Origin of the sequence: Rhodospirillum sp. A1_3_36, assembly GCF_047263945.1 — a bacterium.
In the GTDB taxonomy this organism is placed as follows: Bacteria; Pseudomonadota; Alphaproteobacteria; order Rhodospirillales; family Rhodospirillaceae; genus Rhodospirillum.
Genome location: NZ_JBLAVB010000010.1, coordinates 122,992 through 149,645, shown reverse-complemented (window position 1 = coordinate 149,645; position 26,654 = coordinate 122,992). Strand labels below are relative to the sequence as shown.

Genomic DNA, 26,654 nt, shown 5'->3' with positions numbered 1-26,654 from the left:
AAAAGACCTTGGCGAGGGGGCGGAAACCTGAATTGGCTGCGATTGAAGGCGGACTTTCCAAGGCCGCGCCCGCGCCGTCCTGGTTGCCCGATGACGCAAAGAAAGAATGGCGCCGAGTGATGCCGGGCCTTGCACGGCGACGGGTCTTGGCCGCCGAGGATCTGGCGACCCTGGAAAACTACTGTCTCGCCGTTGGTCAAATTCGGGAAGGGCAACGGGACATCGCCACCCAAGGGAGGTATGTCAAATCCGCCGAAGGGGTCCCCCGGCCCCATCCCGCCATGAGGGTTATTCACACAGCCATGACCCAGGCCCGCCAGTTGGCCGGAGAGCTTGGTTTAACCCCCGTGGCCCGGGCGCGCATGGGGACGGGCGAAAAGGCTACTGACGATGGATGGGGCGATTTGGTGGACGGTTGAGCAGTGCCGCCCGGGCTGGTTGTTTGATGATAGCAAGATCCCCGACCCCCTGGGTAAGGGCAAGCGCTCCTTAGACTTCGTGGGGCGCCTGAAGGTTACAGAGGGGAAGCTTGCCGGGAAGCGTTTCGGCGAAGTCCTGGCCAAGTGGCAACGGCGTTTGATCCTCAAGGTCTATGGAGACGTTGACCCAGAAACCGGATTTCGGAAGTGGTCGGACGTGGCCCTGTGGCTCCCCCGGGGCAACGGCAAGACCACCTTGATTGCGGCCTTGGGGCTTCTGCATCTGCTTGGGCCAGAGCGGGACCCGGCGGGACAGGTGATCGCCGCCGCGTCTGATCGGGAGCAAGCGTCTATCGCCTATCGGTCGGCTTTGCGTTGCGTTGATGCGGACCAGACCTTGACCCGGATCACCCGGCCCGTGGAAAGCCTCAAGGAGATCCACCACCCCAAGTCCGATTCCGTGCTGAAGGCCATTTCCCACGAGGCCTACACCAAGCACGGGATGAACATTTCCTTCCTGATCGGCGATGAAATCCACGCTTGGCCCGCCACCCAGGGCCGGGAGCTTTGGAGGGTTTTGACAACCTCCATGGGCAAGCGTGAGGACCCGTTGACCATCACCATTTCCACGGCGGGAGTGGGGCGGAACTCCCTTGCCTGGGACCGCTGGGTCTATTCCCACAAAGTGGCCCGGGGAGAGATCGAGGACCCCAACTTTCTTCCTATCATCTTCGCGGCGCCGGAGCCGCCGGAAGGGGAGGAATTGCCCTGGCAGAACGAAGCCCTGTGGATGGCCCTTAACCCGGCCCTCGGTGATGGGTTCCTCAACATCGCCGAGCTACGGAAGAGCGCCCGCAAGGCGTCCCACTTGCCCCATGAGGTGGAGGGTTGGCAACAACTGCACCTGAATCGATGGATTGACGGCTCCCTGGCGGGATGGGTGCCCATGAGTACGTGGGACAAGGGAGCATTCCCCGTGGACCTGGAGGCACGGGAGGGGGACCCTTGTTGGCTGGGGGTGGACCTGTCCAGTACGGAGGATCTAACCGCCGTTGTGGTGGCTTTCCAGGACTGCGACGAGGGTGTGTCCGTGGTGCCCCATTTCTTCGTGCCTGGGGACAGTATACGGCGCCGCCAGGAGGTTGACGGGGTGCCCTACCCGGCTTGGGCGGAACAGGGGTTCATAACCGCTTGCCCGGGGCCTGTGGTCGATTATGGGATGGTGGAAGAGCGGATTAAGGATATTGCCGGGCGATTTCGGGTTTGCGAGATCGCAATGGACAAATGGAACGCAACGGGGACCATTTCCCGGTTGCTGGAAGAGGATTTGCCTGTTGTGACCCATCAACAGGGCTTTGTCTCCATGTCTCCGCCGATGAAGGAGGCGCAACGCCTGATCCTGCAAGGGAAGATCCGCCACGGGGGACACCCGGTGTTGCGCTGGTGCGTGTCCAACGTGATCCCGGACAAGGACGCGGCGGGGAACATCAAACCGTCCAAGGCCCGAGTACTGGAGCGGATCGACGGCGCCGCCGCCATGATCATGGCCGTAGGTCGTGCCCTGGCCGGGGAGAGCGGCGCCAGTGTCTACAACGATGCCGACGCCCGCCCCGATGGGTTCTTGATCATCTGAGGGGCTAGCCGATAGCCCGCCTGTACTGTTCCGCTGTGGGCGGGGGCGTAGCTGATTTGCCGTTTAGGCGTTTCCCCACTTCGCCAGGGCCACCCTTCACGGCTACCTCCACACCCTCGCACATGGTGAGGCGGCTGTACTGGTCGCTCTCTGGGTCCACCTTGACATGCAACACCTTGTCACCATTGACCCACGTTGGTTTTCCGAATGGGTCCTCAAACGCATAGAACATGCTCGCCTCCTATTCCGCCGCTGTGGACAACCACCCCTGTATTTCCTGGGGGTGCTCATAGAGTAGAGTGATAAGGGTTTTCGCTGCGTCGTCCGGGTCGCGCCGCCTCTGTTCCCAATTTCGGATAGAGCCCACGGGGACCCGAAGAAGCGCCGCCGCGTCGTCCTGGCTCAGGCCAAGTTTCGCCCTGGCAACTTTGAGCTTGTGGATAATATCCAGCTTGGGAAGGCCATCTGGGTAAACCTCCGTCCAATCGGGGTTGTCGTCGAAGTCTTCGGGCGGGGGTGGCCGTTTCTCGCGATTTTCAACCATAATGCCGTTGCTCCTGTTTGGTTGCTTTCCGAAGGGAAATTGACCGGATGGTTTTACCGTCACCGGCATAAGCCCAGACCAGGACAAAGAGCCGGATATCGATATATCCTTAGGTGATGAACCGCTCTTCTCCGTAGTCAAACCGTTCATCAATCGTGGTCATGATTTCGCCCGCTAAGACCTTCGCCGCCAGGGCCAGGCTAACCCCGTGTTTGCGGAGGTTGGCTTTTTCCTTGTTCGGATCGCAGGCTATGGTGGGTTCGTTTTCCATACCCAAAATGTACGCCAATGGCGTATTTGAGGCAATGGCGAAATACGCCAATGGCGTATTTTATCCGCGACAGCAAAAACCCAAGCCACCACGCGCACAAGCACCCCCACCGGTCTATTTACCAGCGGGGTGAAAGCGTGCTTTGGTGGGGACGGAGCCTGAGAACTCCCCGGCAAACACTGGCTCGCCAAAGCCTTTGTGTTGCCAATCACAGAGCGGTACGTCGGTCTCGCCAAAGACGGACTACCGAAAGCGACCGTGCTCACTGCCAAGTGGGCGTGACCGGCATCACTATGCCGGGAGTCCGGACGCCATACAAGACCTTTCGGGGAAAAGCGTTCGGGCACGTTCTCTGTGGCGTGTTCTCAGCCTCCCGGCGCCAGGGCCCATCCCTGGCACCACGGCCCTGAGAAGCCGAACACAGAAAGACCGCCATCATGACCACCACCCAAACACCCCTCCCCGACCTGCGCCCGCTTGTGAATTGCCTGGACATGTTCGCGTATCCATTGGGCGGAATGCTCACCATCTTCCAGGCATTGGGCCATGGCGCCGACTTTTCCAACGGCAAGAATGATACGCTGATCACGGCGACCAACACGGGCGATGCCTTCGAATTCATGGCCTGGGCGATGACGCAGATTCTCTCGGAGCATGCCGCATGCCTTGAGGAACTGAATATCGTCGCCGGGAAGATGGAGGCGTCCCAATGAGCGCCAAGCTTGGAACCCGGGATCCCCTGGACGAAGCCGTGGAGGGCTTCAACGTCCTGTGGGCGGACCTCAATGGGTTGGCGTCCGCCTTGGCCTTGATCGGTGACATCGACACCCGGTTGTCATCGGATGCCGTGGAGAAGCACATACAAGGGACCCTTAGGGGTTTGTCCGATCTGGCAGGCCAGTACAAGGCCAAGGCTGGGGGTTACGCCGACCGGATGGAAGAATATCGAGGGACGCTTGTTCCGAAGCCCTGCCCCCCCCATGAGGGAAGTCGGTGGGAATCTTCACCGACCACAATCACCAGCCCGTCCCGTGGATTCGCGGGGCAGGGGATCCCGTTCGGCCCTGGCGAAATTCCACGGTCAGACATTTTTCGCGTGGTGACTCTGTGGTGACTCGCAAATCAAAAGGGCTTAGCTGGAAACAGCTAAGCCCTTGATTTTATTGGTGGGCGCGACAGGGATTGAACCTGTGACCCCTGCCGTGTGAAGGCAGTGAGGATATGTTTGCCGGGCGCATTTTTCGCTTACCGCGCCTTTCCAAACATTGAAAATGTGTACCATAACAGAGGATTAATTGATACTCTAAGGGCAGTTTTCATTTACCAAGATTACCCTTTTTTTCCAAAATCTGCTTACCCGGTGCTTACCCGGGTTCTGGGTAAGCAGAAAGCAGAGGGGGGCCACGATGCCCAAGCTGACCAATCCGGTTGTCAAATCCGCCGCTCCCGCCTCCTCTGGGAAGAGGCTCTATCTTTGGGACACGGAGGTAAAAGGGTTTGGTCTGTGCGTCACGCCGACCGGGGCTAAATCCTTCGTGACCCAATACCGCAACGCCAGTGGACAAACCAAACGGATGGTCCTGGGCAAGCCAGGGGCGTTGACGACAGAGCAAGCGCGAGATATGGCCCGCAAGGTTTTGTGGCTGGCCCACAATGGTGGAGATCCTCTTGAAGAGCGACGGGAGGAGCGGCGGGCCGTGACCATTGGGGGGTTGCTCGACCAGTATCTCGAGTCCGAGACCTTTATGCGCAAGGCGCCATCCACTAAGGGGATAGACAGAGGCAGAGTCTCGCGGCACCTCAAGCCCTTGATGGGAACGAAGGTGGCGAACAAGGTCAGGCCCAAAGACGTGGATACGCTTTATGCAAAGATCCGCGATGGGGCTACGGCGGCAACGGAGAAGTCTGGAAAAGCGCGAGGGGTTGCCCGAGTGACTGGCGGCGAAGGTACCGCAAAAAAGGCTGTAACTCTGCTGTCTGCCGCTTATGTGTGGGGCATCAAAAATGGCATCGTGGAGTCGAACCCCTGCAAAGGCGTATCTCTTGCCCCCGATGGTCGACGAGAGATCATCATCGATGACAGGGAGGGATATGCCCGATTGTTCAAGACTATCGACCTCATGGAGAACCTCAAGGAGGTACGTCATGCAGTGGCGGATGCCGTTAGGGTCATCGCCTTGACCGGTGCACGTAGAGGAGAAATCGCTGGTCTTCGATGGGAACACGTGGACTTGAAACAGGGAATCATCACATTGCCCGCCAATGGTCATAAGTCCGGTCGAAAAACAGGTGAGGCGCGGGTGATTGGTCTTCCCGCCTTGGCGCAAGCGGTCATTGCAAGGCAACCCCTGGGAGGGGCGGGGGACTACGTGTTCAAGGCCATGAAGGGAACGGGGGTGATATCACTTTCGGAACCTTGGAGGCGGATTCGCAAGGCTGCTGGTTTGCCTGTGGGCCTGGGGTTGCATGGATTGAGGCATTCACTCGCCAGCCATCTGGCAATGTCCGGGGCGGGCGCTTCGGAGATCATGGCGGCGCTTGGTCATCGGCAATTATCTACGTCGCAACGGTATGTCCATTGGAGCCAGGACAGGCGGCAATCGCTCGCGGAGAAGGCGGCTTCCTTGGTTTTTGGTGTGGAAGAAGGTGGTGGCGAAGTGGTTGATATGCGGACGAATGAACGAATCGATAGAAAAGGCGGGTAAAATCTTCCTCTCTAAAGACATGAATTGACAGGCGGGGACCTTTAAGGCATAGTTATTACTAGATTGCATTGTTGCGTCAAAAGCCTGCCCGGTTTCCGCCGTGGCAGGCTTTTCTTTTTCGCCCGAGGTGCCCCGGGGGAGCGAAGAGTAAGCTTGTCCCACAAATGGTGTTGACGACACCCTGAGGCACAATATATAGTGTTTAGTAAGTTGGTATCCACGCGCTAAAGGTGCGGGATAACCGACATGTCGCGAGAAAAATGGCGACACTCCCACCGGTCAACGGTGGGTTCTCGGAGGAAGCCCTGACGGAATTGGCGTTTACGCCGAGCCGATAGGCGCGTCCTTCTGTCCACAGGCGCGCGCCGCAAGGCTCGCGCCTTTTTTGTTGTCCAAGTCAGGAGAATGGACCATGAGCGAGAAGTATCTGAGCCGCGTTGAAGCGTCTGACTACCTGAGCGGTCGAGGGATTCCATATTCCCCAAACACCCTTGGAAAGCTGGCATGCACCGGAGGAGGTCCGGTTCATTACAAATTTTCCAACCGGGTGCTCTACCTCGAGAGCGACCTTGAAGCCTGGATCCGGGATAAAATCAAGGCCCGCGCCAATACTCTTGGTGGAGACGCGGCATGATCCAAAAACGAAGAACCCCGGCCTCGGCGGCAACCGAGATCCGGGGGAATCACTCAAGCTTCATTACCCGGAACGTTATCCCCGAGTGCCTGGAAAGTCAAGGGCTGGGCCAGCACATGGCCGAAACGGCGCGGCACCTCTTTGGAGACCCGAACCGAGCGGTCTCAACCAAATGGGATTGGCGGTACGGTCGACATGGATCCCTTTCCGTTGATATTCGGAAAGGCGTCTGGTGCGATCATGAGGCCGGTGACGGCGGGGGAGTTCTTGACCTAATTCGACGCGAGATGGGCTTGACTGGTCGAGACGCGCTCGAATGGCTGGGGGCCAATTTGGACACCCCCTTGCCCCGGCAGGACCGTCCAGTCCGCGAGCCCCGAGAACCGTCTCCAGCCCCGGACAGGATCGATGCCGCTCGCAGGGTCTGGCAAGAGGGATCCCCGGTGAAGGGAACGCTGGTTGAGACATACCTTGCCTCGCGCGGATTGTCTCTTCCGCCGGACCCCGACATTCTCCGTTTTCACCCGGGTTGCCCCAGGGGTGCGGAGCGCCTACCCGGGATGCTGGCGCGGATGACCGATGTCGTTAGTAACGAACCAGCGGGTGTCCATCGAACCTTCCTAAAACCAGACGGCGCCGGGAAGGCGGATGGCCCAAACAAAATGATGTTGGGTTCCGCTGGCGTTATTCGGCTCAACCGCGACGATGACGTAACCCGTGGGTTGGGGCTCTCCGAGGGCATCGAAACGGGTCTCGCCGTCATTGGTGTTGGCTGGGAGCCCCTATGGGCCGCCGGGTCCGCCGGGGGTATCGCTAAGTTTCCCGTTCTCCGGGGGATCCAATCTCTAACGATTTTCGCTGACACCGGAAAAGCCGGGCAGGTTGCCGCCCGGGAGTGCGCGGGCCGATGGGTAAATCATGGCTGTGAGGCATCGATAATCACTCCTCCCGCCCACTTGTCTGATTTTAATGACCTATGGGGGGGCGCCATCGCATGACCCCAGAGGAAACCTTGAAAAGCGGAGGCGCTCGCATCGAGCGATTCCGCCCCCCGGGTGTTGAAATAAAGGGACGATTTCCTCTTGTCTGGTTCGATGAAGTACAGCCAGCCCTTGAAACAGTGGACTTCGTTGAAGATGTTTTAGCCGACGGGGCTCTTTCTGTGGTCTACGGCGAAAGCAACTGTGGGAAAACGTTCTTTGCCTTTGACTTGGCGCTTCATGTGGCACTTGGCCGTCCCTGGCGCGACAAGGCCGTTGACGCGGGCACCGTCGTTTACGTTGCTGCGGAGGGTGGCTTCGGCGCGCGCAACCGTCTCGCCGCGTTCCGGCAACACCATCGAATCGCGGGCCGGATTCCCTTTGCCCTGTTGGGGGCCTCTCTGGACCTTCTCGACCCGGACGCGGACACCGGCCCCCTGATCGAACAGCTTACCGGCCTCGCGGAATCGCCCGTCCGACTGATCGTTTTGGACACCCTGTCCCGAGTCATCGCGGGGGGCAACGAGAACGCGAGCGAGGACATGGGGGCCCTTGTTCGCAATGCGGATCGCATTCGGTCTGAGACCGGCGCGCATGTCATGTTCGTCCACCATAGCGGTAAGGACCGAGCGGCGGGCGCGCGAGGGCATAGCCTTTTGCGGGCGGCGACGGATACGGAAATCGAAGTGACCCGGGACAAAGGCCTTGGGTTGTCCTGCGCCAAGGTCACGAAACAGCGAGACATGGAGACCAAGGGCGAGTTCGCGTTCTCTCTTGAGGCCGTGACGGTCGGGCAAAACACCCGGGGCAAACCGGTGACAAGCTGCGTTGTCCTGGCGTCCGATCAATCCGTGAATCCGAAGCCGAAGCCCTCTCAAAAAGAGCATCGGGCGATCGACGTTCTCAATAATGTTCTTGCGGAAAGAGGTGTCAGGCAACCGCAAAACCCCAATGTTCCGAATGTTACGTTATGTAAGCGGAATGATTTCCGTGAAGCCCTGAAAGTGGCAAGCGTGACAGACGCGAGCAGCCAAGCAACCGAGCGCACACAGTGGAAACGGATCTGGGATGCCCTTGATAACAAGGGATATATCCGGGGCCACGGCGATTGGATGTGGAAGGCGTGACAACCGTGACAGTACATGACAGTGACGCAGTGTCACGGGGGCGTAGCGTGACATACGTGACAGTGTCCTTAAGGACTGTCACGAGTGTCACGCCTGTCGCGCTGCGTCCTTGAAGGGACCGGAAAATGAACCACGATAAACTTTCCAAGCTGCTGGCGCTGGCGTCATCCGACAATGACGCGGAGGCCCTGTCTGCCCTGCGGATGGCGAACAAGATGCTCAAGGCGGAGGGGTTGGACTTCAAGGACGTGGCGTCCAGTGTCTCGCCGTCCCGCACCGAGCCCGCCCCCGCACATGGTGGTTACTACGAGTACCAGCCGCCCAAGCCGAAGGGATATTCCAAGGGCGGCTTCACCTGGGAAAGTCGTGAAGCCTATGAATCCTACAAGGCCCACCAAACCAAAATGCGCGAGGCGGAGCGCCAACGGTATGCAGCGGCCCGAGCCGCCGTCCTGGAGAAGTACGGGAGCGAGGAAGCGGCCATCGCTCGGAACGACAGGGAGCAAACGTTGCACGAAGCGGCCTTGCCCTGGCTGGAAAGCCCAAACGAGCCCACCGAAGAATTCGACCAGCTTGCCGGACGTTGGCACCAGCGTATGGGTGGGTGGGCGCCTCACGACTTCAAAAGCAAGCCGCCCCCCGAGTGCCGCGCCGCCATTGAAGCCGCCCTCCCCCTGCCGACGACGATCCGAGAAGCACGGGAAGAGGCCCAATACTGGGAGGCCCGCAACGACGAAATTTGCCACGCCTTGGAATGCTGGGGCGATGGGCAACTAGACCTCCCCGCTGCTTATCGGTGGGAACTGGTTCGGAGGCTTTGGGAAACCGAACTGCCCATCGTCACCATGGATGACTTGCTGGTGCGTCTGGAATATGCGGCGGAGGCACATGACATGGCGTCGGCATCCGATGCCCTGCCGTCCATCCTGGGCGCCTTCCGTACCCTGGTCGTGCAAGGGAATGCCACCGTCCAGAATGGACACTACCGTCCTGCAAATTCACAGGACGGACCGAACGCGGAAACCCCCGTCCATTCTGGACGCCCTCTCACGGCAACCGAGCGTCGAGCGCGGATCGTCGCCATGCTGTCCGACCCAAACACCGTCGGGTGGTCCGACCGGGCCATTGCGCGGGCGGTTGGTGCAAGCCCATCGACCGTCGGGTCCCTCCGGAGGGGGGGGGGAAATTCCTCCGGGCCGATGGCTAGCAGACCGGTGGGGTAGTCAAATTTTCACACCCGCGAATAAAACTTTCTGAAAGATAAATTTGGAGTGAGTCATGGAGTTCGAAACATGGATTGGAACCGGGCGTTTTTTTGCCTGTGCAGCGCTTGACCGGCTGGTGGAGCGTGCGCGAGACGGTGATCCCCAGGCTTGGGCGATCTTACGGCAAGTTCTCCCCGCCGACCTTCCCGCCGAGCTAGCGCGATCAATGCGGGATGATGAGATCCGCATCTTAGCGTCGGATATTCGCGCCGCCGTTCCCGGAATCTCCGATAATCGGTTGGCGATTCTTCTGGGGGCATTTGGGGACGCAAAACGGCGGTTAGCCAGATGCGATGCCGCCCCAGAATTAACGGATGAAGAATTTTCTGAATTTTCCGAGAGAGTTTCAAGTATTCAGGGATGGGCCCCCACGACAAAGCGGGGAAACTCTTGGCCGAAGAAACGACAGTTAGCAGAAATAATAAAAAGTTAGGCTTGCAACTCTTGGGGTGGCGACTGCAAACATTTTCGTTGGATTATCTCCTTGAAGGAGACCCGCCGATGTTTGTTAAAAAGAAATCACCCCCTGAGTCCCCGCCTCTCGACACTGCCCTCTCCAGCCTCCGCGCAATGGCCAAGCCCGCGCCCAAACCTTCGACGTTGCGGGCTGCGGAAGCCACCCTCCGCGAGCATCGCGAGGCCCGGACGGGAGCCGTCGAACGTTTGCAAGAAGCCATTTATCTCGACCCAAACGCCCCGAAAAAGGCGGAGATAATCGCCGCACGCGAGACGGAGCTGGAAGCCGTGGACCGAATGATTCACACGGCCCGTGCGCATTTGGTCGCAGAGCGGAAAAAGTTTTCTCCGATCTACCGGGAAAGCATAGCCCCCGTGTCAGAAAGTGCCGAGGGGATCATCCTCCAAGCCCTGGAGCAAATCGAAGGTGCCGCCGAAATTCTCAAGGAAATGCAAGAGCATGCGGAGCGCAACGGCGGGCTTGCGACTCCCCGCCAGATGAAATCCGCCAGAGAAATCCAGATCGCAACAAAAGCAATTCGGAACGCGCTTGCGTGAAGAGCGAAGAGCCCGGCACCGGCGGGAACATAACAAGCCGGGCTGTGCATCGGGACCCCGATGCTCCACGGGGTCCCGATTACACAAATTGAGGATAAAAAAATGAGTTCAAATGAGGATTTGCCTATCATTGAGCCCCAGACGGCGAAATCCATTTGCCCGGATGGGTGGGCACTGGCCCAAACTACCGCCGTTGAGGCTGCGTTTATTGAGACGCTCTATCCGGGGATCGCCGACGATCCGGAAATTTCCCAGGCCGAAATTCCCCCCGAATGGGTCGATGGGCCGCCGGTGACGGAAGAAGTACTTCGTCAGCGCACGGCGCTATACGACCTACAACGAAGCCTCTTGCTGAATTGGCTCCGCCCACGCGGAAAATGGGTCTGGGCCAAAGGATGACCGATCCCCGCCGCCCGCGCTTTGATCGCGCCTTGTCCCTCCTTCGCAATTCCGGTGCCCTGCCCGCCCTGGAACTGACCTTGCGCGGCGAAATCGGACGACCCGGCGGCATCGAAGCGGATAAAGTAACCCGCCTTTTAACTGCGCACCGTTTCCCCGCGTTGTCCCTTAGAATTGATTCCCTTGGCGGGGATCTCGGTCAAGCTAAAGAAATCGCCACAGCGATACGCCGCAAGACTTCAAGCGCCGGAGTAGAGGTTCTGGGCGCCTGTCATAGCGCCGCGCTCATGATCCTGTCCGCGTGCGACTATCGAACGGCCCGCCCTCGGTCACTTTTTACAATTCACAACGCCGCGTTTGACGCGAAGACCCACCCCGAACGCTGGACCGCAACAGACCTTCGAACCCGTGCGCGAATTCTCGAAGAGGCAGACGAAGAAATGGCCGAGACCCTGGCCAGGGCGACCGGCGGAACCGTGGCTACATGGCGCGACCGCATGGGGGGCAATCTGACAATCGACGGGCGGCAAGCGTTCGTCTGGGGTTTGGTCGATGAAATCCAGGAGGACTAACAAAAATGGCCGCTAACGTTGAAGATATCCTCCTCCGCATTGAAGCCGACACAACGCGCTTGCGCACCGAACTTGGCCGCGCTGATGATCGTCTTGATGATTTCGACCGTCGCACTCGTCGACGCCTGCGCGATTATGACACCGCGTGGGGGCGCGCCGCCGCTGGGGTTGAACGGGTCCTTAGCAAGCATGGTCTTGTCATCACAGCGTCGGCGGTGGCTGCGGGTGCCGCCATTTCCAAGATTGCCAAAGCTGGAGACGAATATAACAAGGCAGTTGGAAAGATTGCGGCTTCGACGGGAAGCTTGAATAGCGCGAAGGCCGTATTCGACCAATTGGCAGCCGTGTCTTCAAAAACTGGCGTGGCAATGAAAGATACAGCCGGGTCTTTTGTCCGGTTCTCAATTGCAGCGAAACAGATTGGCGCGACGAACAACGAAGTAATTCGCCTCGTCGAAACCGTCCAGAAACTTGGCGCCGTTTCTGGAGCGTCGGGGCAGGAACTGAGCGCAGGCGCGATGCAGTTGGGCCAAGCGCTTGCGTCCGGACGGCTACAAGGCGACGAACTAAAATCTATTCTTGAGAACATGCCAAAGCTGGCCGAATTGCTCGCGGCAGAGCTTGGAGTTTCGATTGGCCAACTTAGGAAAATGGGCAGCGAAGGGGAGCTGTCCGCCGACAGGATCTTCAAGGCGCTCCTTAAGGTTTCAAACGAAGCCGACCGCTTGTTTTCCGCCATGCCTACGACCATAGCCGCAGCTTCCGGGGCGCTCTCAAACTCGTGGGATCGCCTTCTAGTCAAACTGGATGACGGTCTTGGCCTGTCCAAGGGGATCGCCCATGAGCTTCAATCCGCCTCGAAAGCGTTGGACGCGATCACGGGAATGCCCCGGTCCATCGATGACCAAATCGCCTCGATTGAAGAAAAGCTTCAAGGCGGGAGGGTCCGGGGACCTGATGCGCTTCGAAACTTGAGGGAACAGCTTGCCGACCTGAAGTATAGCGCCCAAGAACTCCCCGTCTTCGATGCCTATTGGTCAAACTATTCTGACCTACAGGCCCACGCCACGGCGACGACAGAAGCCCATACCAAAGCCCTTGAAGCGTTCGGAGTCGTCCAGCAAGGATTGCTCACTCCAATGGAAAGGGCCATCCAAACATACAACGAGCAAGTGCGAGTCATCAACGAAGCCGCCGCCGCTGGAGCCGATGCGACCGAGGTTTCCACCGCTATGGCAGCGGCTCAAGATCTTCTAACTAAAAGCACGGGCAGCACTCAAGAACTGGACAGCGCATTAAAGCCCTTTATCGAAGGAGACGAAAACGCAGAGTTGAGCCAAGAAGTTTCCAAAGAATTGGAGGTAATCACCCGATGAGCATCGTTAATTTTCATCTATCAAAAAATGAAGTCTTCCTTGTCACGGACACCCTGCAATACACCGTAAAGGGAAACCCAACGGCGGTAACACGCAAGTTTGCGGTAAGAGACGATCTACGCATGGTGATTGCAACACGGGGGATTGTCTCTGTTGGGGATGTCTGTGAAGACTTGTTTCTATCCGCATTGTCAAAAGAGGAAATTTACACGCGCATAAGAAAATACTTAGAGCGGGCGGTTGGTGAAATTGTACGCTCGCCCATGGCCGGGCAGGATACGGGGGTAACACTCGCCGAATGGGACGACGAAGGCCCAAGCGTTCGCCTGATCCGCACGCGAGGCGAAGACGTCGGGGAGCATATTTATGCCCATGGCGTTCATCTGGCCCCGCCCATTGGGAAACATAACTTTCCGACCGCCCTTCGACCGGATCAATGGGAAAAGGTCTGCCTCGTCCAACAACGCGAGGTGCGAAAAACTTGGGGATCAATCTGCATTGGCGGATCGATGGAAGCCGCCAGACTGACCGCCGATGGGGTCACGGTCGGATGGCTTGCGGATTACCCTGGCAAAGTCGATAGCCTCCTTGCCATTCGCCGGGCTCAAGAAGACATGGGGGTCTACCATGAAGCCCCCCCGCCGCTCGACCCCTTCCCGACACCGGCGAAGGAAATGGTTCATGACTGGTGAGTTTGAAGACCAGTGGGACCTCCTTCGGAAAGCGGAGGATGTGGATGTAGCCAAAGCCCGCGCCGATGCCAAGCAATGCTTGCGGATCATGACAAAGGCTTTCCGGGATGCATGTGCCAATGAGCGAATCGCCTTGCGGGGGGTACGGGGGCTAAAAGCCCGCCGCCGCCTTTCCGAGATCAATGCTAAAGAAAAAGCCACGGTTTCCAATCTAAGGGCGCAATACAAGCGCACCTTGAACGCTTGCCGAAAAATAGAAGAAGTTCAGAGGACAGGGTATCTCCCAGGGGTTCATGACGACATTGCCAAAGAGATGGATGATATTTTCACAAGCTAAGGACTTATCGATGAGTGACACGTTTACTAAGCTGAACGAGACTTTCAGCAAACTTCAAGACAACTTGATCGGGATCACGGATAAGATCCAATCGGCCCCCAACCGACAGGAGCGACGGCGCCACATCCGCACGACCTTGGGTATTGTTGAAAGCGCGATGCGAGAGATGGACGGTGGATTGCGCACCATTGACCGAGAACTTAAAGACCTGGCGGTGCAAGCCGCGCGGGGGCGACAACTCAAATCGGATTTGGAAGCTAAAAAAGAGGCAATCGCCGAGATCCTGAAATCCGTTGAAAGCCTCAAAGGGTGAGCCGTGCATCCGGCCTGTCTGGCGTCTCACGGATCCGCCGTCTCATGCGACGCTTGCCGAACGAGATCAGGGACGAAGTAAAAGAGGCCATCGCCGACAGCGCCGAGGCCGTGCGCCTGGACATCATTGCCAATGCGCCAGAGGATGAGGGCGATTTGAAACGGTCGGTCGCCGCGAAGTTCTCTTCCGACAAGCTTGCGGTTTATGTAGGGCCGGGCGCACGGGGGGCAATGATTCAATCCCGCCGCACGGGCAGCCCTTTTGCTACCCGGACGGACACCGGGAAGAAAAAGATTTCCCCCTCCGCCAGAAAAGATCTTATGCAGTTTTTTAAGGCGTATTGGCTCGAACGTGGAACCCGAGGCGGCACCATCACCGAGTGGAACGGTCAGACGTTAGAGCATCCCATCACGATCCCCCCGCTACCCGCCTTGCGCTTCATTGAGCGGGCCTGGGATGGGAACAGAGAATGGGCCAAGCAGCGCATTAACGCCGCAGTGCGCAACGCCCTCGACAAGGTTGTAAGACGCCGCTGAACGCCGCTTCCCCTAGGGGGGTGAATTCCTCCGGGCCATCCGCGACAAGACCGGTGGGGTAGCCGCCTTTCCATAATCGCCCCAAAAAAAGTTTGAGCAAAGCGGCGCAATTCACCGCACCACATGAGGTGTTTAGTAAAAACCAAGACAAGGGATGGGAAGAACGATGAAAACCAAAACAGCGAAAGATCGATTTCTCTTTTTCTTGTCTATCGTTGGGGTAATTTGCATGGTCGCCGTTCTGATTAATGCGACACCCCAAAGAAAGCGTCTCTCTGGCAGTTCCAGCGAAAAACAGAGTACCGAATCTGTTCAAGAAATTGATATTCTACATGCGTTTGGCAACAATCTGGTCCGTATGGGGCACGCGACAGAATACGACATTGGTGTCTTTCGGCATGTGATGGATGTTCACACGGGGTACACTTCCCCGGCGGAAGCCAGAGCGGTTGCAGATGGTATTTGTCTCGCGGGCCGTGGCCGTCTGCATAGAGGGTGGACGGTCAGAGTTTACTTAGTTGTTGGGGACCGCCCTTCCGCTCAATGTGAAATGTAATCCGCTTATTCCGCCGCAGGTGGCGTCTCACCTTGCCCGGCGAAAAGAACTTTGGGAGGCGCGGGAAACTGGCGCAAGTTGCGCCAGTTTAGGTGGGCGCGGGAATACTGCCTTTGCCTCGGACACCGCCGACAAGACTGGCGTCACCAAGCGCACGATTCAACGGGCCACTGCCCGCGCCGCAGTCTTGGGGAATGACTAGGACCACCAACGCAAATTCGCGTCGGTTTACCCCTGGAATTCCAAGGGTTAATGTTCCGTTGCCGAACTAACCGACTATAAGCCGGTCTGTTGTGAGAGGTTTTGGGATACTCGCAAGGTCCCCCCGAATTTGGAGGGACAGGACTCGTTGATGATGGTGGCTTGTTGAGTGCTGCCAAGGGTGTCCACAGTACAGACACCCTTTTCATTGTCATCCAGGCGGGCGTCATGGCCGGGGGTCCCTTCAAATCCGAAGGGACCTTAGAACTTTGCCCCACAAACCTCGGAAAATGCGTCCCGGCGTTGTCCCGGTGTTGTCCCGGTGTTGTCCCGGTGTGATCAATCCGGGACACAAACGAAAGACGCAAGCGACTGCTACGAAACAGAAAATCAGGAAGACTGACTAGTACAGCGGGACAGCAGCGGGACAAAGTATAAAGAAGTTAAAGAAGTTAAGAATAATACCCCTTCGGGGGCGTCTCCGCCGCCAAGCCTTTTCCCTTCATTGCCCGGAAAACCGGCAATGCGTTCTACTGCCATTTTTTTGGCCGCCTGATAGCCATCTCCGCAAAAGCCTAACCGGAGCCTAGCGCATCAAAGGAGAAGGCCGCTCCTGGGCCATCCTATGGGCCTTAGCGGGCATATCGTGGCTAGGGGAGACGGCCCGCTTTCCGGGGGAAACCTTTTTCAGTGGATTCCGAAAAAGTCGCCTCCGCTTTGGGATACCAACAAGGCTTCTGCGTCACGATCATCATGACCAAGGTGTCACCGAGATCGTGACACCTTCCCGTTCATTCTGGTGAGAAGGGTATTGGAACCCTTCGAGAACCCTTTCGGAAGCCTTCGCAAAGGTATGCGACCGTTCTAGATCTGAATGGGTAGAGCCCTTCAAGTCCGTCCCGCCCCTGAGACAGAAGGCGGGACAACGAGTGGGACAAGTGAAATATGCACAACCGGCTGGAATGAAACGGAAAATCAGTACATTGGTGCCAACTCCGGGACAGCGAACGGGACAAGGGAGGCTACCCCTCCAGCACCCGCCGGACGGCATCAGGTTCCTTTTCCATAATTCGCAAGAGAACACGGGCGGCGCCGCTTGGCACCCGCTGGCCTTGTTCCCATTTTCGGAGGGTGGACAGGGAAACGGCCATGGCTCCGGCGAATGCGGGCTGGCTCATGCCCAGGCGGGCACGAATCGCAGCCACATTGGCGCGGTCCGCCTGGGCATGACTTTCCTGGCCGTGAGAGGTGTCGCCTCGCCCGTAGGCAATGGCGTCTTCCAGTCCTTCGCGGATCGCGTTAAATGCCTCGCTCATGATCAGTTCCCGTATGTGTTCACCAACACCTGGACCAGGGCCGCCAAGTCGTTCCGCTCCGCCTGGGACAGATTGTCTTTCTCGTTCTTGGCGAAGATCGCCAACAGGAAGAGGGGCATAGTCCCATTTCGGTAGTAGTAGACCACTCGTGCGCCACCACTCTTTCCCCGACCGGCAAGCGCCACCCGGACTTTGCGGACGCCGCCGGTACCCCGCATGACTGCCCCACACTCCGGGTCTGTCGCGAGCATGGACTTAAGGGCTTCCCGGTCCTCATCCGCCATTATAGCCGAAGCCCTGGCGATGAAGGCTCGGGTTTCGACAATGGTCACGAGCGGGCCGCTGGTCATGTCTGAATATAACCCTCTGGGTTACTGTATGCAAGGATGCGTATCGGACAGTTTCCTCAACCGGACCCCAGGCCCGTCATGTCTATAACAGCAGCCCAAGGGTATCGAAACCCTTTCCGAACCCTTCGCGAAGCCTTTCCACGCGTGCCGACGCATCAAATCTAGATATGGCCTGTGGGGTGGGTGAGGATCTGCACCAACCCAATTTCCTTGGGTTAGTTGCGCTCCCCGATTCTGGGGACCGCAAACACATGCACCCCCATCGGCTATTGACCGATGGGGTATTGAGGTGCTTGTATGTCTGTTGGGTGTGAGAGCCCGGAAGCAGGATAGGACCCTCCCGGTTGGCGCCGGAAAGGTCTGAAATAGCGTGAACCGCCTTGCTCGGTTGGTTCACGATGGTGCGCTTTGGCGAGCGCCCTAACTCGGCACCTATATTGCCGGGGGCGGCGCGCCATGTCCAGAGCTAATGCTTAAAAGCACACCGACCTGTATCTTGCTCAGGTTCTCACCCCCCGGCAGCTAGGGCCGTGTCCTGGCGAGGCTGTGAGAAGCCGATAGCAAGAGCAAATCAAAATGACCATCAAACCAACCGAACGCCGGGAGTCCGTCAACACGGAGCCTGACCTGTCCGACCTTCCCAGTATCATTAGTCAGCTTGACGACGTGGGCACCCAGATAGGCGGCGCTGAGGCATTGTTCCTGTTGCTTGCCCGCCACGATGGGAGCCCATGGGGAAGCGTTTCCACCGAAGCCCTGAACGAGACGACGCAAGACGCCTTCTTGTTCCTGGCGGGAGCAATGCGCCATTTGGCCAACGATGTAGGCAGGAACCTGGAACGGTTATCGGTGATCTCCCCCAGGACGGAAAGGCCTAACCAATGACCCAGACGGAAGTAATCGAAGAATTGAATGCCGTCTGGTACCTCATGTGCAGCTTGAGGGATACCATGCGTCTGTTGGGTGAAAACCACGGCGAGTTAGCTGTGGGCGACGTGGGCGAGACTATGAGGCTTCTTTCATACACGGTCGGGAAACTGGATCGCGACTTAGCCGCCGCGATTGACCGTCTGGACGGTGGTAGCCGTTACGAGGCACCCGACCAAGGGCGAGTCACAGATAAGCCGCTAGGGGCCATCCTGGGGGCCTGGGACGGGTTATTGAGTGGTCGCCGGGAATCCCCGGTAGCCTGAACCTTCTTCACGGAGGTGCGGACGTGATCCAAATTTGGATCATCGGGGTCAGTCGGGATTCAGACCGACCCCGATCCCGCCTCGGGCATTCTTGGGACAGGAACGGGGCTTGGGTTGATCATTTCCTCAAGCTGCACTGACAAGAGGGTAAAATGGAACCTATCAACATCAACGACCGACTCATGCGGCTTGCTGAGGTGATGGAAATCACCAGCCTGTCTAAGACCACGATCTATCGGTACATCGAAAAGGGGTTTCTCAAGCCCGTGCGCTTCGGACGAACAATCCGGTTCCGGGCCTCAGAAATTAAAGCCATGGTTGAGCAGTGATCAACGCGGCCTGAGATTCAGGATAGGTTGCACCAACACGAACGACATCGGGCCGCCCAAACCCTAAAGGACTGATGAAAATGAAGATCGCGATTGATACCGCAGAAGGCACCGAACGGCTTCTGCGCGCCGATGACGTGCTCGATCTCCTCCCAATCTCGAAGACAACCCTTTACAGATGGGCCGACGAGGGAGTCCTGGACAAGGTGAGGATCGGGAAGGGGACAAGGGCCGTATTCTTCAAGCTCTCTCAAATCCAGCGGCTTATCGACCAATGAGAGGGACGGGCTGCACCACTTAAAGCCCGCGCCGCTATCAGCATGACGCACATGGCCCCGTCCTGGGATTTCCCGGGGCGGGGTTTTTCGTTCCGAAGCTTGCTTACCCCGTGCTTACCCGCAAATCAAAAGGGCCTAGCCGTTTCCAGCTAAGCCCTTGATTTTATTGGTGGGCGCGACAGGGATTGAACCTGTGACCCCTGCCGTGTGAAGGCAGTGCTCTCCCGCTGAGCTACGCGCCCTGAGTGCGTCCCGGGAACGTCCGGGCAGGGGCGGTTTTCTAGGCCAGCTTGGAGGGGCTGTCAAGCGGGATTATACGCCTCCTCCAATTCTATTCCAAAACGCCCGGCCAGCGCTGCGAAGTCCTCATGCACCGCGTCCGCGTTCAGGCTCTCCAGGGGCACCTGGCAATAGCCATGGGCCAACAGGACCACCGCAGTCCCCGCCGCTCGCGCCGTGCCCACGTCCGGGCCTGCGTCGCCCACCATCAGGGCCTCTTCCGGTGTTGCGCCCAGCTCCGTCAGGCAATGGAGCAGGGGCGCCGCGTCGGGTTTGCGGTGGGGCAGGGTGTCGCCGCCGACGATGGATCTCAGGGGGCCGTCCAGTCCAAGCCCCGCAAGCATGGCCCGCGCCGGAGCCTCCGGCTTGTTGGTGCAGACCCCCAAGGCCACCCCCCCTGCCGCCAAGGCGTTCAGAAAGGCCTTGGCGCCGGGATAGGGAGTCGCGCCCGTGATGGGATCGGCGTTGTAGATCTCCAGAAAGCGGGCCAGATGGGGCGCCAGTTGCGGATCCATCGGGTCGCCGGAGTACAGGCCTCGGGCCTTGTGGGCGCGGGCCAAAAGCATGGGGGCGCCATCGCCGACCATGGTTCGGATCTCCGCGTCCGAAAGCAGGGGGAGTCCCGTTTCCGAAAACAGGACGTTCATCGCCTGGGTCAGACCAGGCAGGCTGTGCACCAACGTGCCGTCCAGGTCGAAGACGATTGCTTTAGGAAGGGGCGCCCTGAGGAGGGGAGGAGAGGCGGAATGGCGGGGGGAGCCTGTCATCGGTTTTCCTTGCTCGGCTGAAAGAGTGCGAATAATACGCAAATCCGGACGGCTTGTGTCGGGCCACTTTGGTCTGTAACGCTCCGCAATAAATTTTGATTTTGTGCGTTGCGGCGTATGTGTCACGGTCCGGAACCAGAACCCTTGGCGCCCTCGTTCCGTTCGGAGGCCTTCTTCCGGTGCGCTGTCGCTCCGGATACCCAGTTGACAGGAACCGCTGTACCGATGACCAAGACCGCCGCTGTTGTGCTCGCTGCCGGAATGGGCACCCGCATGAAATCCCGTCTGCCCAAAGTTCTCCATCCCGTGGCCGGGCGTCCGATGGTCGCCCATGTGACCGGGACCTTGGAGACCTTGGCCGGTGGTCTGGAGCGGTTGGTGGTTGTCATTGGACCGGATATGGACGCCGTCGCCCAGGCTGTCGCGCCCTATCCCACGGCGGTGCAGGAGGATCGTCTGGGCACCGGACATGCGGTTCTTCAGGCCCGCGACGCCCTGGACGGCAGCGATGCAGACACGGTGTTGGTGGTCTACGGAGATACCCCGCTGATTACCAGAGAGACCTTGGCCCGCATGGTCGCGGCCCGGCAGGGTGCCGGGAACCCGGCGGTAGTGGTTCTGGGTTTCCGGCCTGCGGATCCCACCGGTTATGGGCGGCTGGTCACCAGTGCGGATGGATTGGAGGCCATCGTCGAACAGAAGGACGCAACAGAGGTGCAACGGGCCATCACCCTGTGTAACTCCGGGGTCATGGCCATTGACGCCCAGATGCTGGTCCCCCTGCTCGAGCGGGTCGGCAATGACAATGCCAAGGGGGAATACTACCTGACCGATATTGTCGGTCTGGCCCGCTCCGACGGACGGAGCTGTGTTGTGGTCGAGGGCGCGGAACAAGAGATGCTGGGCGTGAACTCTCGCCTGGAACTGGCCCAGGCCGAGAGGGTCTGTCAGGACCTCCTGCGGCGAAAGGCCATGGAGAACGGGGCGACTCTGGTGGCGCCGGAGACGGTCTTTTTCTCTGCCGATACGGTGCTGGGGCGGGATGTCCAGATCGAGCCTTTTGTTACGTTTGGGCCGGGGGTGACCGTCGCCGATGGGGTGACGATCAAAAGCTTTTGCCATTTGGAGGGGGCCACCCTGGGGTCCGGTGTGACCCTGGGACCCCATGCCCGGTTGCGGCCCGGAACCGATGTTCAGGAGGGCGCCCGCGTCGGGACCTTCGTTGAGGTCAAGAATTCCAGGGTGGAAGCCGGGGCCCAGGTTAACCATCTGGCTTTCATCGGTGATGCCCGGGTAGGGGCCAAGGCCAATATTGGCGCCGGGACAATCACCTGCAATTTCGACGGATTTGAAAAGCATCACACGGATATCGGGGCAGGGGCCTTCGTCGGGTCCAATACGGCCCTGGTGGCGCCCATAACGGTGGGGGACAGGGCCTTCGTCGGCGCCGGGTCGACCCTCACCCGGGACGTGCCTGCGGATGCTTTGGCCCTCACCCGGGCAGATCTCACCCAGCGCGAGGGCTGGGCAACAAGACTCCACCGGCGCATGGCGCGCGTCCTGGATAAGAGATAAGCGGAAAGATCATACCATGTGTGGAATTATCGGAATCATCGGCGTTCGGAACGTCATTCCTCTTTTGATGGATGGGCTGCGCCGTCTGGAATACCGGGGATATGACTCCACGGGCGTGGCCACTCTGCTCGATGGCGGTGCCATCCAACGGCGCCGGGCGGAGGGCAAGCTGGTCAATCTGGAAAGCCGTCTGGAGAAGGATCCCCTGACAGGGGTGATCGGCATCGGTCATACCCGCTGGGCCACCCATGGCGTTCCCAACGAGACCAACGCCCACCCCCATGCCAGTGGTCGGGTCGCTGTGGTGCACAATGGTATCATTGAGAACTTCATCGAGATCCGCGATCAGTTGCTCGCCAAGGGTCATGTTTTCGAGACGGATACGGATACGGAAGCGGTGGTCCACCTGATCACCGAGTACCTGGAAAATGGTCTGGAGCCCGAGGCCGCGGTCGCCAAAGCCCTGGGCGAGTTGGAGGGGGCCTTCGCCCTGGGGATCCTGATCGCCGGGCGGGACGATCTGCTCTTTGCCGCCCGTAAGGGCAGTCCGCTGGCCATCGGATATGGCGAGGGCGAAATGTACCTCGGCTCCGATGCCCTGACGCTGGCCCCCCTGACCCGGCGTATCTCCTACCTGGAGGACGGTGATTGGGCTGTCTTGAATCGGGATGGCGTGGTGATCCGTGACCTGTCCGGGGCGGAAGTCGAGCGGCCGATTCATCGCTCCGCCGTGTCCGGTGCCATGATCGGCAAGGGCGAACATCGTCATTTCATGCTCAAGGAGATCTATGAGCAGCCCCAGGTGATTGGCGACACCCTGAACGGAATGTTCAATCCGTCGGAGCGCACCATCACCCTGCCGGATCTGCCCTTTGATTTGGCTGCGGTGAACCGGGTGACGATCATCGCCTGTGGCACCTCCTACTACGCGGGCATGGTGGCCCGCTATTGGATCGAAAGCGTCGCCCGGCTGCCCGTGGACATCGACGTGGCCAGCGAATTCCGCTACCGCGCCCCGCCGCTGGAGGCCGGGGGGCTGGCCCTGTTCATCAGCCAGTCCGGCGAGACGGCCGATACCCTGGCCGCCTTGCGCCATTGCAAGGCGGAGGGGCTGCGTTGTGTCTCCATCGTCAACTCGCCCGAAAGCACCATGGCCCGGGAATCGGATGCGGTGCTGCCAACATTGGCGGGTCCGGAAATCGGCGTGGCCTCCACCAAAGCCTTCACCACCCAGCTCGTCGTCCTGGCCTGTCTGTGCATCGCTTTGGCCAAGGCCCGGGGCGCCATTGACCATGAGACCGAGGCCCGCCTGTCCAAGGGGTTGACCGAAGTCCCGGCCCGCTGTGCCGAAGCGCTCAAACATGATGCGGCCTTGCGTGATATTGCCCAAGACGTGGTTCTGGCCCGGGATGTCCTCTACCTGGGACGGGGGACAGCTTATCCGATCGCGCTGGAAGGCGCGCTGAAGCTCAAGGAGATCAGCTATATCCACGCCGAAGGCTACGCGGCGGGCGAGATGAAGCATGGTCCCATCGCCCTGATCGACGAGACGGTGCCGGTGATTGTTATCGCCCCCGCAGATGCGCTGTTCGACAAGACGGCGTCGAACGTGCAGGAAGCTGTGGCCAGGGGCGGCAAGGTGATCTTCTTCTCCGACAGCGAGGGCCAACGGCGCCTGGGGACCCAAGCGGCCCATAGGGTGGTTTTGCCCGTGGTTGATCCCTTTGTTGCACCGATCCTCTACGCCATTCCCGTGCAGTTGCTGGCCTATCATGCGGCGGTCCTCAAGGGCACGGATGTGGATCAACCCCGCAATCTGGCCAAAAGCGTTACCGTGGAATAGGGTTTTTCGTCTTTTAACGCGTGAAAACAGGACCGTCTGTTCCATGATCGGGAACCTCCTTCTCCCTCCGAAGTGCGATGCGTCGCGCGCGTCGCCGCCATGATCTTGCACGGATGCTCGCAAAGGCTCGGAAGATCTATCCGGATGCGGACAGTCCCCGTAAACTGGCGAATAACTTAAAACCCTGCAGTTGCTTCCTTTGTGGAAACCCCCGTCGCTATGGGCAGGAGGAAACAAAGGCGACCTTGATCGCGGACATCACTTGGGCGGACTGGTCGCGGCGCTTTTGAGTGTCACTGACTTCGGTTAGCGGAATAAGGATCGGATGGACCGCATGACGCCTTTTTTTGAGGACTTGTTGGACTCGGGGGCTTTCCTTCCCCATGGGCAATGCCTCTCTTGGGATGGGCCGTTGGTGGCGTTACATGCCGCTTCCGACGTTTTGATTGCCCTGGCCTATTTTGCCATTCCCTTCGCCATTGCCGTATTTGTTCGGCGCCGGGGCGATCTGGAGGCATCGCAAATCCGGGTGGCGGCCCTGTTTTGCGCCTTCATCCTGGCCTGTGGTGTCTCCCATCTGGTGGGGGCGCTGACCCTCTGGGTTCCTCTCTATTGGGCCGAAGGCTTCGTGAAGGCGGGGACGGCGGCCATTTCCCTGGTGACCGCCTTCATTCTCTTCTCCCTGATCCCCAAGCTCTTGGCTCTGCCGAGCCCGGGGGCTCTCCGTGCGGCCAACGAAACCTTGCGGGCCGAGGTCGCGACCCGGGAGCACCTGGTTTTTGAATTGCGGGAGGCCCGGGCAAACCTGGAGGCCAAAGTCGCCCGCCGGACCAGGGACCTGGCCCGGGTCATGGAGAGCTTCGAGACCACTTTGAAGGGCTCTTCGGTGACCGTGTTCCAGCAGGACGCAGATCTGCGTTTCACTTGGATCCACAACCCCCGTCCACCCCTGTCCGTCGAGGATTTTATCGGGAAGACCGACTCCGAAGCGATGTCAGAGGAAACCGCTGCGGTCACGATCCCTTTCAAAAGGGCGATTCTGGCTGCTGGTGTCGGGGACCGCGTGGAAGTCTGTGTGGCCCGGTCTCCCGGCGAGGATCCCCTATGGTACGACCTGCGGACGGAACCGCTCCGGGATGATGATGGGGTGGTCAATGGCCTGTCGTCGGTTGCCGTGGATATCACCGATCGCAAGGAAGCGGAGGTCCAGACCCGGGTGCTCATGCGTGAGCTGACCCATCGATCGAAGAACCTGTTGGCCGTGGTCCAGGGAATCGCCCGACAGACGGCCGTGACGGCCGATAACATGGAGGCTTTCACTGTCAGTTTTGGCGCGCGCCTTCAGTCCCTTGGGGAATCGCACGATCTGCTGGTCTCCAGCGATTGGCGGGGAGCCTCTCTTCCGCAGTTGCTCCGGGCGCAGGTGGGGCACTTCCTGTCCGGCGACGATCACCGCCTGGAACTGAGTGGCCCCGACCTGATGTTGACAGCGGAGGTCACCCAGCAGGTGGGGCTGGCCCTGCACGAGCTGTCCACCAATGCCGCGAAATACGGTGCCCTGTCCGTTTCCAAGGGGCGGGTGGAGATTTCCTGGGAAACCCGCATGCGGGAGGACGGAAAGGGCGTGGAGCTGGAGCTGCGTTGGTGGGAGAGGAACGGCCCTCCCGTTGTCCCTCCGGAGCGCAAGGGGTTCGGTCATACCATGGTGACCTATCTGGTCCCGCGCGCCCTGCATGGGACAGCGGAACTGGAGCATGCGCCCGAAGGGGTGCACTGGTCCCTGGTCTTCCCCCTGTTTACCCGACCAGAGGGGCGGGGAGAGGGGTGAACAATCGATTTACAGGTGCCCCCGGTTTCCTGCTATAAGAGCCCGGTTCCGAGAGATCTCCGCCCCATGTGGCCGCGCCAGCGACTGGGCCGCGCGGGGATCCCGTTTTCTCCACCGGTCCGGATCGGGGATGGCCCAGGCCATCTCGTCTCCGGCGCGCTTCAGAGTTCCGCCCCATGGCACGACGCAAGCAGATTTACGAAGGCAAGGCCAAGGTCCTTTTCGAAGGTCCCGAGCCCGGCACCCTGGTCCAATACTTCAAGGACGATGCCACGGCCTTCAATAACAAGAAGAAGGGCACGATCACCGGCAAGGGCGTGCTCAACAATCGGATCAGCGAATACCTGATGACCCGGTTGACCGAAATCGGCGTGCCCAACCATTTCATCCGGCGCCTGAACATGCGCGAGCAGCTCGTCCGCGAAGTGGAGATCATCCCCATCGAGGTGGTGGTCCGGAATATCGCTGCGGGCTCGATTTCGACCAAGTTCGCCATTCCCGAAGGCACCCAGCTACCCCGCTCCATCGTCGAGTATTACTATAAGAACGACGAGCTGAATGACCCCATGGTCTCGGAAGAGCATGTGACGGCCTTTGGTTGGGCGAGCATCCAGGAAGTGGACGAGATCCTTAGCATGAGCTTGCGGATCAATGACTATTTGTCGGGCCTGTTCCTGGGCGTGCGCATGCGGCTGGTGGACTTCAAGCTGGAGTTCGGTCGAGTCTACCACGAGAACGGCGATGTGCAGTTGATCCTGGCCGACGAGATTTCGCCGGACAACTGCCGTCTTTGGGACCAGGACACGGGCGAGAAGCTGGATAAGGATCGCTTCCGCCGCGATCTGGGAGGGGTCGAGGAAGCCTATCAGGAAGTGGCCCGCCGCTTGGGCATCCTTCCGGAAGGCGGTCCCCGGGACATCCAGGGCCCGCAAACCATGCAGTAACCGGTTCGGGCGGGCCCTTGGGTCCGCCCGTCTGGTTTGTTTCTGTTTCCCAACCCTTTTTTCCCGCCGCCCGGCCATGCCGCGCGGCTTTGTCCGCGCTTAAGGAGACCCGACCGTGAAGGCGAAGGTTCACATCACCCTGAAGACCGGCGTCCTGGATCCCCAGGGTAAGGCCATCGAGAAGTCCCTGGACCACTTGGGCTTCACTGGCGTCGGCGAAGTCCGACAGGGCAAAGTGATCGAGATCGAACTGGCCGAAACCGACGAGGCCAAGGCCCGCGACGCCGTGGACGCCATGTGCCGTAAGTTGCTGGCCAATACGGTCATCGAAAACTACGCCATCGAGCTGTCGTAAGTCCTCTATTCCCCTTGAACCGA

The 26,654-nt window shown here is 59.4% G+C and carries 33 protein-coding genes and 1 tRNA gene; 27 read left to right on the top strand and 7 right to left on the bottom strand.

Going from position 1 to position 26,654, the window contains the following annotated elements; all coding sequences use genetic code 11:
* Window positions 1-8: 8 nt before the first annotated feature.
* Together ACLIRY_RS19095 and ACLIRY_RS19090 are read left to right on the top strand one after the other, a co-directional pair.
* Window positions 9-419 (top strand): phage terminase small subunit P27 family, encoded by a 411-nt coding sequence (locus tag ACLIRY_RS19095; RefSeq protein WP_413207010.1) that lies wholly within the window; start codon window positions 9-11, stop codon window positions 417-419.
* Complete coding sequence (locus tag ACLIRY_RS19090) at window positions 391-2,052, top strand: terminase large subunit (protein ID WP_413207009.1); 1,662 nt, start codon at window positions 391-393, stop codon at window positions 2,050-2,052. The genes ACLIRY_RS19095 and ACLIRY_RS19090 overlap by 29 nt, the downstream gene beginning before the upstream one ends.
* Before the next feature lie 4 nt (window positions 2,053-2,056).
* Here the strand turns inward: ACLIRY_RS19090 and ACLIRY_RS19085 are convergent, their stop codons facing one another.
* The 3 genes from ACLIRY_RS19085 to ACLIRY_RS19075 form a co-directional block, all read right to left on the bottom strand.
* A complete protein-coding gene (locus ACLIRY_RS19085; RefSeq protein WP_413207008.1) occupies window positions 2,057-2,284 on the bottom strand; it encodes a hypothetical protein in 228 nt (75 codons plus the stop codon).
* Between the two features lie 9 nt (window positions 2,285-2,293).
* A complete protein-coding gene (locus tag ACLIRY_RS19080; protein WP_413207007.1) occupies window positions 2,294-2,596 on the bottom strand; it encodes a helix-turn-helix domain-containing protein in 303 nt (100 codons plus the stop codon).
* A 109-nt stretch (window positions 2,597-2,705) separates the two neighbouring features.
* Entirely contained in the window at window positions 2,706-2,918 is a 213-nt protein-coding gene (locus ACLIRY_RS19075) for a BrnT family toxin (protein WP_413207006.1), read from the bottom strand.
* A 386-nt stretch (window positions 2,919-3,304) separates the two neighbouring features.
* On the opposite strand from ACLIRY_RS19075, the gene ACLIRY_RS19070 reads away from it, so the two are divergent.
* The 16 genes from ACLIRY_RS19070 (at window position 3,305) to ACLIRY_RS18995 (ending at window position 15,373) form a co-directional block, all read left to right on the top strand.
* A complete protein-coding gene (locus ACLIRY_RS19070) occupies window positions 3,305-3,580 on the top strand; it encodes a hypothetical protein (RefSeq protein ID WP_413207005.1) in 276 nt (91 codons plus the stop codon).
* A complete protein-coding gene (locus tag ACLIRY_RS19065) occupies window positions 3,577-3,981 on the top strand; it encodes a hypothetical protein (RefSeq protein WP_413207004.1) in 405 nt (134 codons plus the stop codon). Before ACLIRY_RS19070 ends, ACLIRY_RS19065 begins: the two co-directional genes overlap by 4 nt.
* A 292-nt stretch (window positions 3,982-4,273) precedes the next feature.
* The gene (locus ACLIRY_RS19060) at window positions 4,274-5,572 is read left to right on the top strand and encodes a tyrosine-type recombinase/integrase (protein ID WP_413207003.1); all 1,299 of its coding nucleotides are present in this window, start codon (window positions 4,274-4,276) and stop codon (window positions 5,570-5,572) included.
* A gap of 412 nt (window positions 5,573-5,984) precedes the next feature.
* A complete protein-coding gene (locus tag ACLIRY_RS19055) occupies window positions 5,985-6,206 on the top strand; it encodes a helix-turn-helix transcriptional regulator (protein WP_413207002.1) in 222 nt (73 codons plus the stop codon).
* Complete coding sequence (locus ACLIRY_RS19050) at window positions 6,203-7,204, top strand: toprim domain-containing protein (protein WP_413207001.1); 1,002 nt, start codon at window positions 6,203-6,205, stop codon at window positions 7,202-7,204. The genes ACLIRY_RS19055 and ACLIRY_RS19050 overlap by 4 nt, the downstream gene beginning before the upstream one ends.
* The gene (locus tag ACLIRY_RS19045; protein WP_413207000.1) at window positions 7,201-8,313 is read left to right on the top strand and encodes a helicase RepA family protein; all 1,113 of its coding nucleotides are present in this window, start codon (window positions 7,201-7,203) and stop codon (window positions 8,311-8,313) included. Before ACLIRY_RS19050 ends, ACLIRY_RS19045 begins: the two co-directional genes overlap by 4 nt.
* Window positions 8,314-8,438: 125 nt before the next feature.
* Entirely contained in the window at window positions 8,439-9,536 is a 1,098-nt protein-coding gene (locus tag ACLIRY_RS19040; protein WP_413206999.1) for a DUF2786 domain-containing protein, read from the top strand.
* Between the two features lie 432 nt (window positions 9,537-9,968).
* The gene (locus tag ACLIRY_RS19035) at window positions 9,969-10,592 is read left to right on the top strand and encodes a hypothetical protein (protein WP_413206998.1); all 624 of its coding nucleotides are present in this window, start codon (window positions 9,969-9,971) and stop codon (window positions 10,590-10,592) included.
* Between the two features lie 60 nt (window positions 10,593-10,652).
* On the top strand, window positions 10,653-10,991 hold the full coding sequence (locus ACLIRY_RS19030) for a hypothetical protein (RefSeq protein ID WP_413206997.1): 339 nt from the start codon (window positions 10,653-10,655) through the stop codon (window positions 10,989-10,991).
* The gene (locus tag ACLIRY_RS19025; protein ID WP_413206996.1) at window positions 10,988-11,563 is read left to right on the top strand and encodes an ATP-dependent Clp protease proteolytic subunit; all 576 of its coding nucleotides are present in this window, start codon (window positions 10,988-10,990) and stop codon (window positions 11,561-11,563) included. The genes ACLIRY_RS19030 and ACLIRY_RS19025 overlap by 4 nt, the downstream gene beginning before the upstream one ends.
* A gap of 5 nt (window positions 11,564-11,568) precedes the next feature.
* Window positions 11,569-12,939 (top strand): tape measure protein, encoded by a 1,371-nt coding sequence (locus tag ACLIRY_RS19020; RefSeq protein WP_413206995.1) that lies wholly within the window; start codon window positions 11,569-11,571, stop codon window positions 12,937-12,939.
* A 263-nt stretch (window positions 12,940-13,202) separates the two neighbouring features.
* On the top strand, window positions 13,203-13,631 hold the full coding sequence (locus ACLIRY_RS19015) for a hypothetical protein (RefSeq protein WP_413206994.1): 429 nt from the start codon (window positions 13,203-13,205) through the stop codon (window positions 13,629-13,631).
* Window positions 13,621-13,968, top strand: a complete 348-nt coding sequence (locus ACLIRY_RS19010; RefSeq protein ID WP_413206993.1) for a hypothetical protein — start codon at window positions 13,621-13,623, stop codon at window positions 13,966-13,968. Before ACLIRY_RS19015 ends, ACLIRY_RS19010 begins: the two co-directional genes overlap by 11 nt.
* 10 nt (window positions 13,969-13,978) lie before the next feature.
* Window positions 13,979-14,281 carry a hypothetical protein gene (locus tag ACLIRY_RS19005; RefSeq protein ID WP_413206992.1) on the top strand — a complete coding sequence of 101 codons (303 nt, stop codon included), beginning with the start codon at window positions 13,979-13,981 and terminating at the stop codon, window positions 14,279-14,281.
* A gap of 44 nt (window positions 14,282-14,325) precedes the next feature.
* Window positions 14,326-14,817 carry an HK97 gp10 family phage protein gene (locus ACLIRY_RS19000; RefSeq protein WP_413207030.1) on the top strand — a complete coding sequence of 164 codons (492 nt, stop codon included), beginning with the start codon at window positions 14,326-14,328 and terminating at the stop codon, window positions 14,815-14,817.
* 166 nt (window positions 14,818-14,983) lie between these two features.
* Entirely contained in the window at window positions 14,984-15,373 is a 390-nt protein-coding gene (locus ACLIRY_RS18995; RefSeq protein ID WP_413206991.1) for a hypothetical protein, read from the top strand.
* Between the two features lie 1,223 nt (window positions 15,374-16,596).
* Here ACLIRY_RS18995 and ACLIRY_RS18990 read toward each other — a convergent pair.
* Window positions 16,597-16,890, bottom strand: a complete 294-nt coding sequence (locus ACLIRY_RS18990; RefSeq protein WP_413206990.1) for a helix-turn-helix domain-containing protein — start codon at window positions 16,888-16,890, stop codon at window positions 16,597-16,599.
* 2 nt (window positions 16,891-16,892) lie between these two features.
* Window positions 16,893-17,240, bottom strand: a complete 348-nt coding sequence (locus ACLIRY_RS18985; RefSeq protein WP_413206989.1) for a type II toxin-antitoxin system RelE/ParE family toxin — start codon at window positions 17,238-17,240, stop codon at window positions 16,893-16,895.
* A 576-nt stretch (window positions 17,241-17,816) separates the two neighbouring features.
* Between ACLIRY_RS18985 and ACLIRY_RS18980 the strand changes: the two genes are divergently transcribed.
* The 4 genes from ACLIRY_RS18980 to ACLIRY_RS18965 all read left to right on the top strand — a co-directional run bounded on the left by ACLIRY_RS18980 (window position 17,817) and on the right by ACLIRY_RS18965 (window position 19,040).
* Window positions 17,817-18,125: a hypothetical protein gene (locus ACLIRY_RS18980; protein ID WP_413206988.1), complete on the top strand. Its 309-nt coding sequence runs from the start codon at window positions 17,817-17,819 to the stop codon at window positions 18,123-18,125.
* A complete protein-coding gene (locus tag ACLIRY_RS18975) occupies window positions 18,122-18,433 on the top strand; it encodes a hypothetical protein (RefSeq protein ID WP_413206987.1) in 312 nt (103 codons plus the stop codon). The genes ACLIRY_RS18980 and ACLIRY_RS18975 overlap by 4 nt, the downstream gene beginning before the upstream one ends.
* Window positions 18,434-18,585: 152 nt before the next feature.
* The gene (locus tag ACLIRY_RS18970; protein WP_413206986.1) at window positions 18,586-18,762 is read left to right on the top strand and encodes a helix-turn-helix transcriptional regulator; all 177 of its coding nucleotides are present in this window, start codon (window positions 18,586-18,588) and stop codon (window positions 18,760-18,762) included.
* A gap of 80 nt (window positions 18,763-18,842) precedes the next feature.
* Window positions 18,843-19,040 carry a helix-turn-helix transcriptional regulator gene (locus ACLIRY_RS18965; RefSeq protein WP_413206985.1) on the top strand — a complete coding sequence of 66 codons (198 nt, stop codon included), beginning with the start codon at window positions 18,843-18,845 and terminating at the stop codon, window positions 19,038-19,040.
* 167 nt (window positions 19,041-19,207) lie between these two features.
* Here the strand turns inward: ACLIRY_RS18965 and ACLIRY_RS18960 are convergent.
* A tRNA-Val gene (locus ACLIRY_RS18960) sits at window positions 19,208-19,282 on the bottom strand.
* Window positions 19,283-19,342: 60 nt separating this feature from the next.
* Window positions 19,343-20,086: an HAD-IA family hydrolase gene (locus ACLIRY_RS18955; RefSeq protein ID WP_413206984.1), complete on the bottom strand. Its 744-nt coding sequence runs from the start codon at window positions 20,084-20,086 to the stop codon at window positions 19,343-19,345.
* Between the two features lie 225 nt (window positions 20,087-20,311).
* Between ACLIRY_RS18955 and glmU the strand changes: the two genes are divergently transcribed.
* From glmU to purS, 5 genes are all read left to right on the top strand, one after another.
* Window positions 20,312-21,661, top strand: coding sequence for a bifunctional UDP-N-acetylglucosamine diphosphorylase/glucosamine-1-phosphate N-acetyltransferase GlmU (glmU, locus tag ACLIRY_RS18950; RefSeq protein WP_413206983.1), 1,350 nt, complete (start codon window positions 20,312-20,314; stop codon window positions 21,659-21,661).
* A 16-nt stretch (window positions 21,662-21,677) separates the two neighbouring features.
* Entirely contained in the window at window positions 21,678-23,504 is a 1,827-nt protein-coding gene (gene glmS / locus ACLIRY_RS18945; protein WP_413206982.1) for a glutamine--fructose-6-phosphate transaminase (isomerizing), read from the top strand.
* A 334-nt stretch (window positions 23,505-23,838) separates the two neighbouring features.
* Window positions 23,839-25,332 (top strand): sensor histidine kinase, encoded by a 1,494-nt coding sequence (locus ACLIRY_RS18940; RefSeq protein ID WP_413206981.1) that lies wholly within the window; start codon window positions 23,839-23,841, stop codon window positions 25,330-25,332.
* Between the two features lie 176 nt (window positions 25,333-25,508).
* A complete protein-coding gene (gene purC, locus ACLIRY_RS18935) occupies window positions 25,509-26,276 on the top strand; it encodes a phosphoribosylaminoimidazolesuccinocarboxamide synthase (protein ID WP_413206980.1) in 768 nt (255 codons plus the stop codon).
* A 115-nt stretch (window positions 26,277-26,391) separates the two neighbouring features.
* Window positions 26,392-26,631, top strand: a complete 240-nt coding sequence (gene purS / locus ACLIRY_RS18930; RefSeq protein WP_413206979.1) for a phosphoribosylformylglycinamidine synthase subunit PurS — start codon at window positions 26,392-26,394, stop codon at window positions 26,629-26,631.
* Window positions 26,632-26,654: the final 23 nt, after the last annotated feature.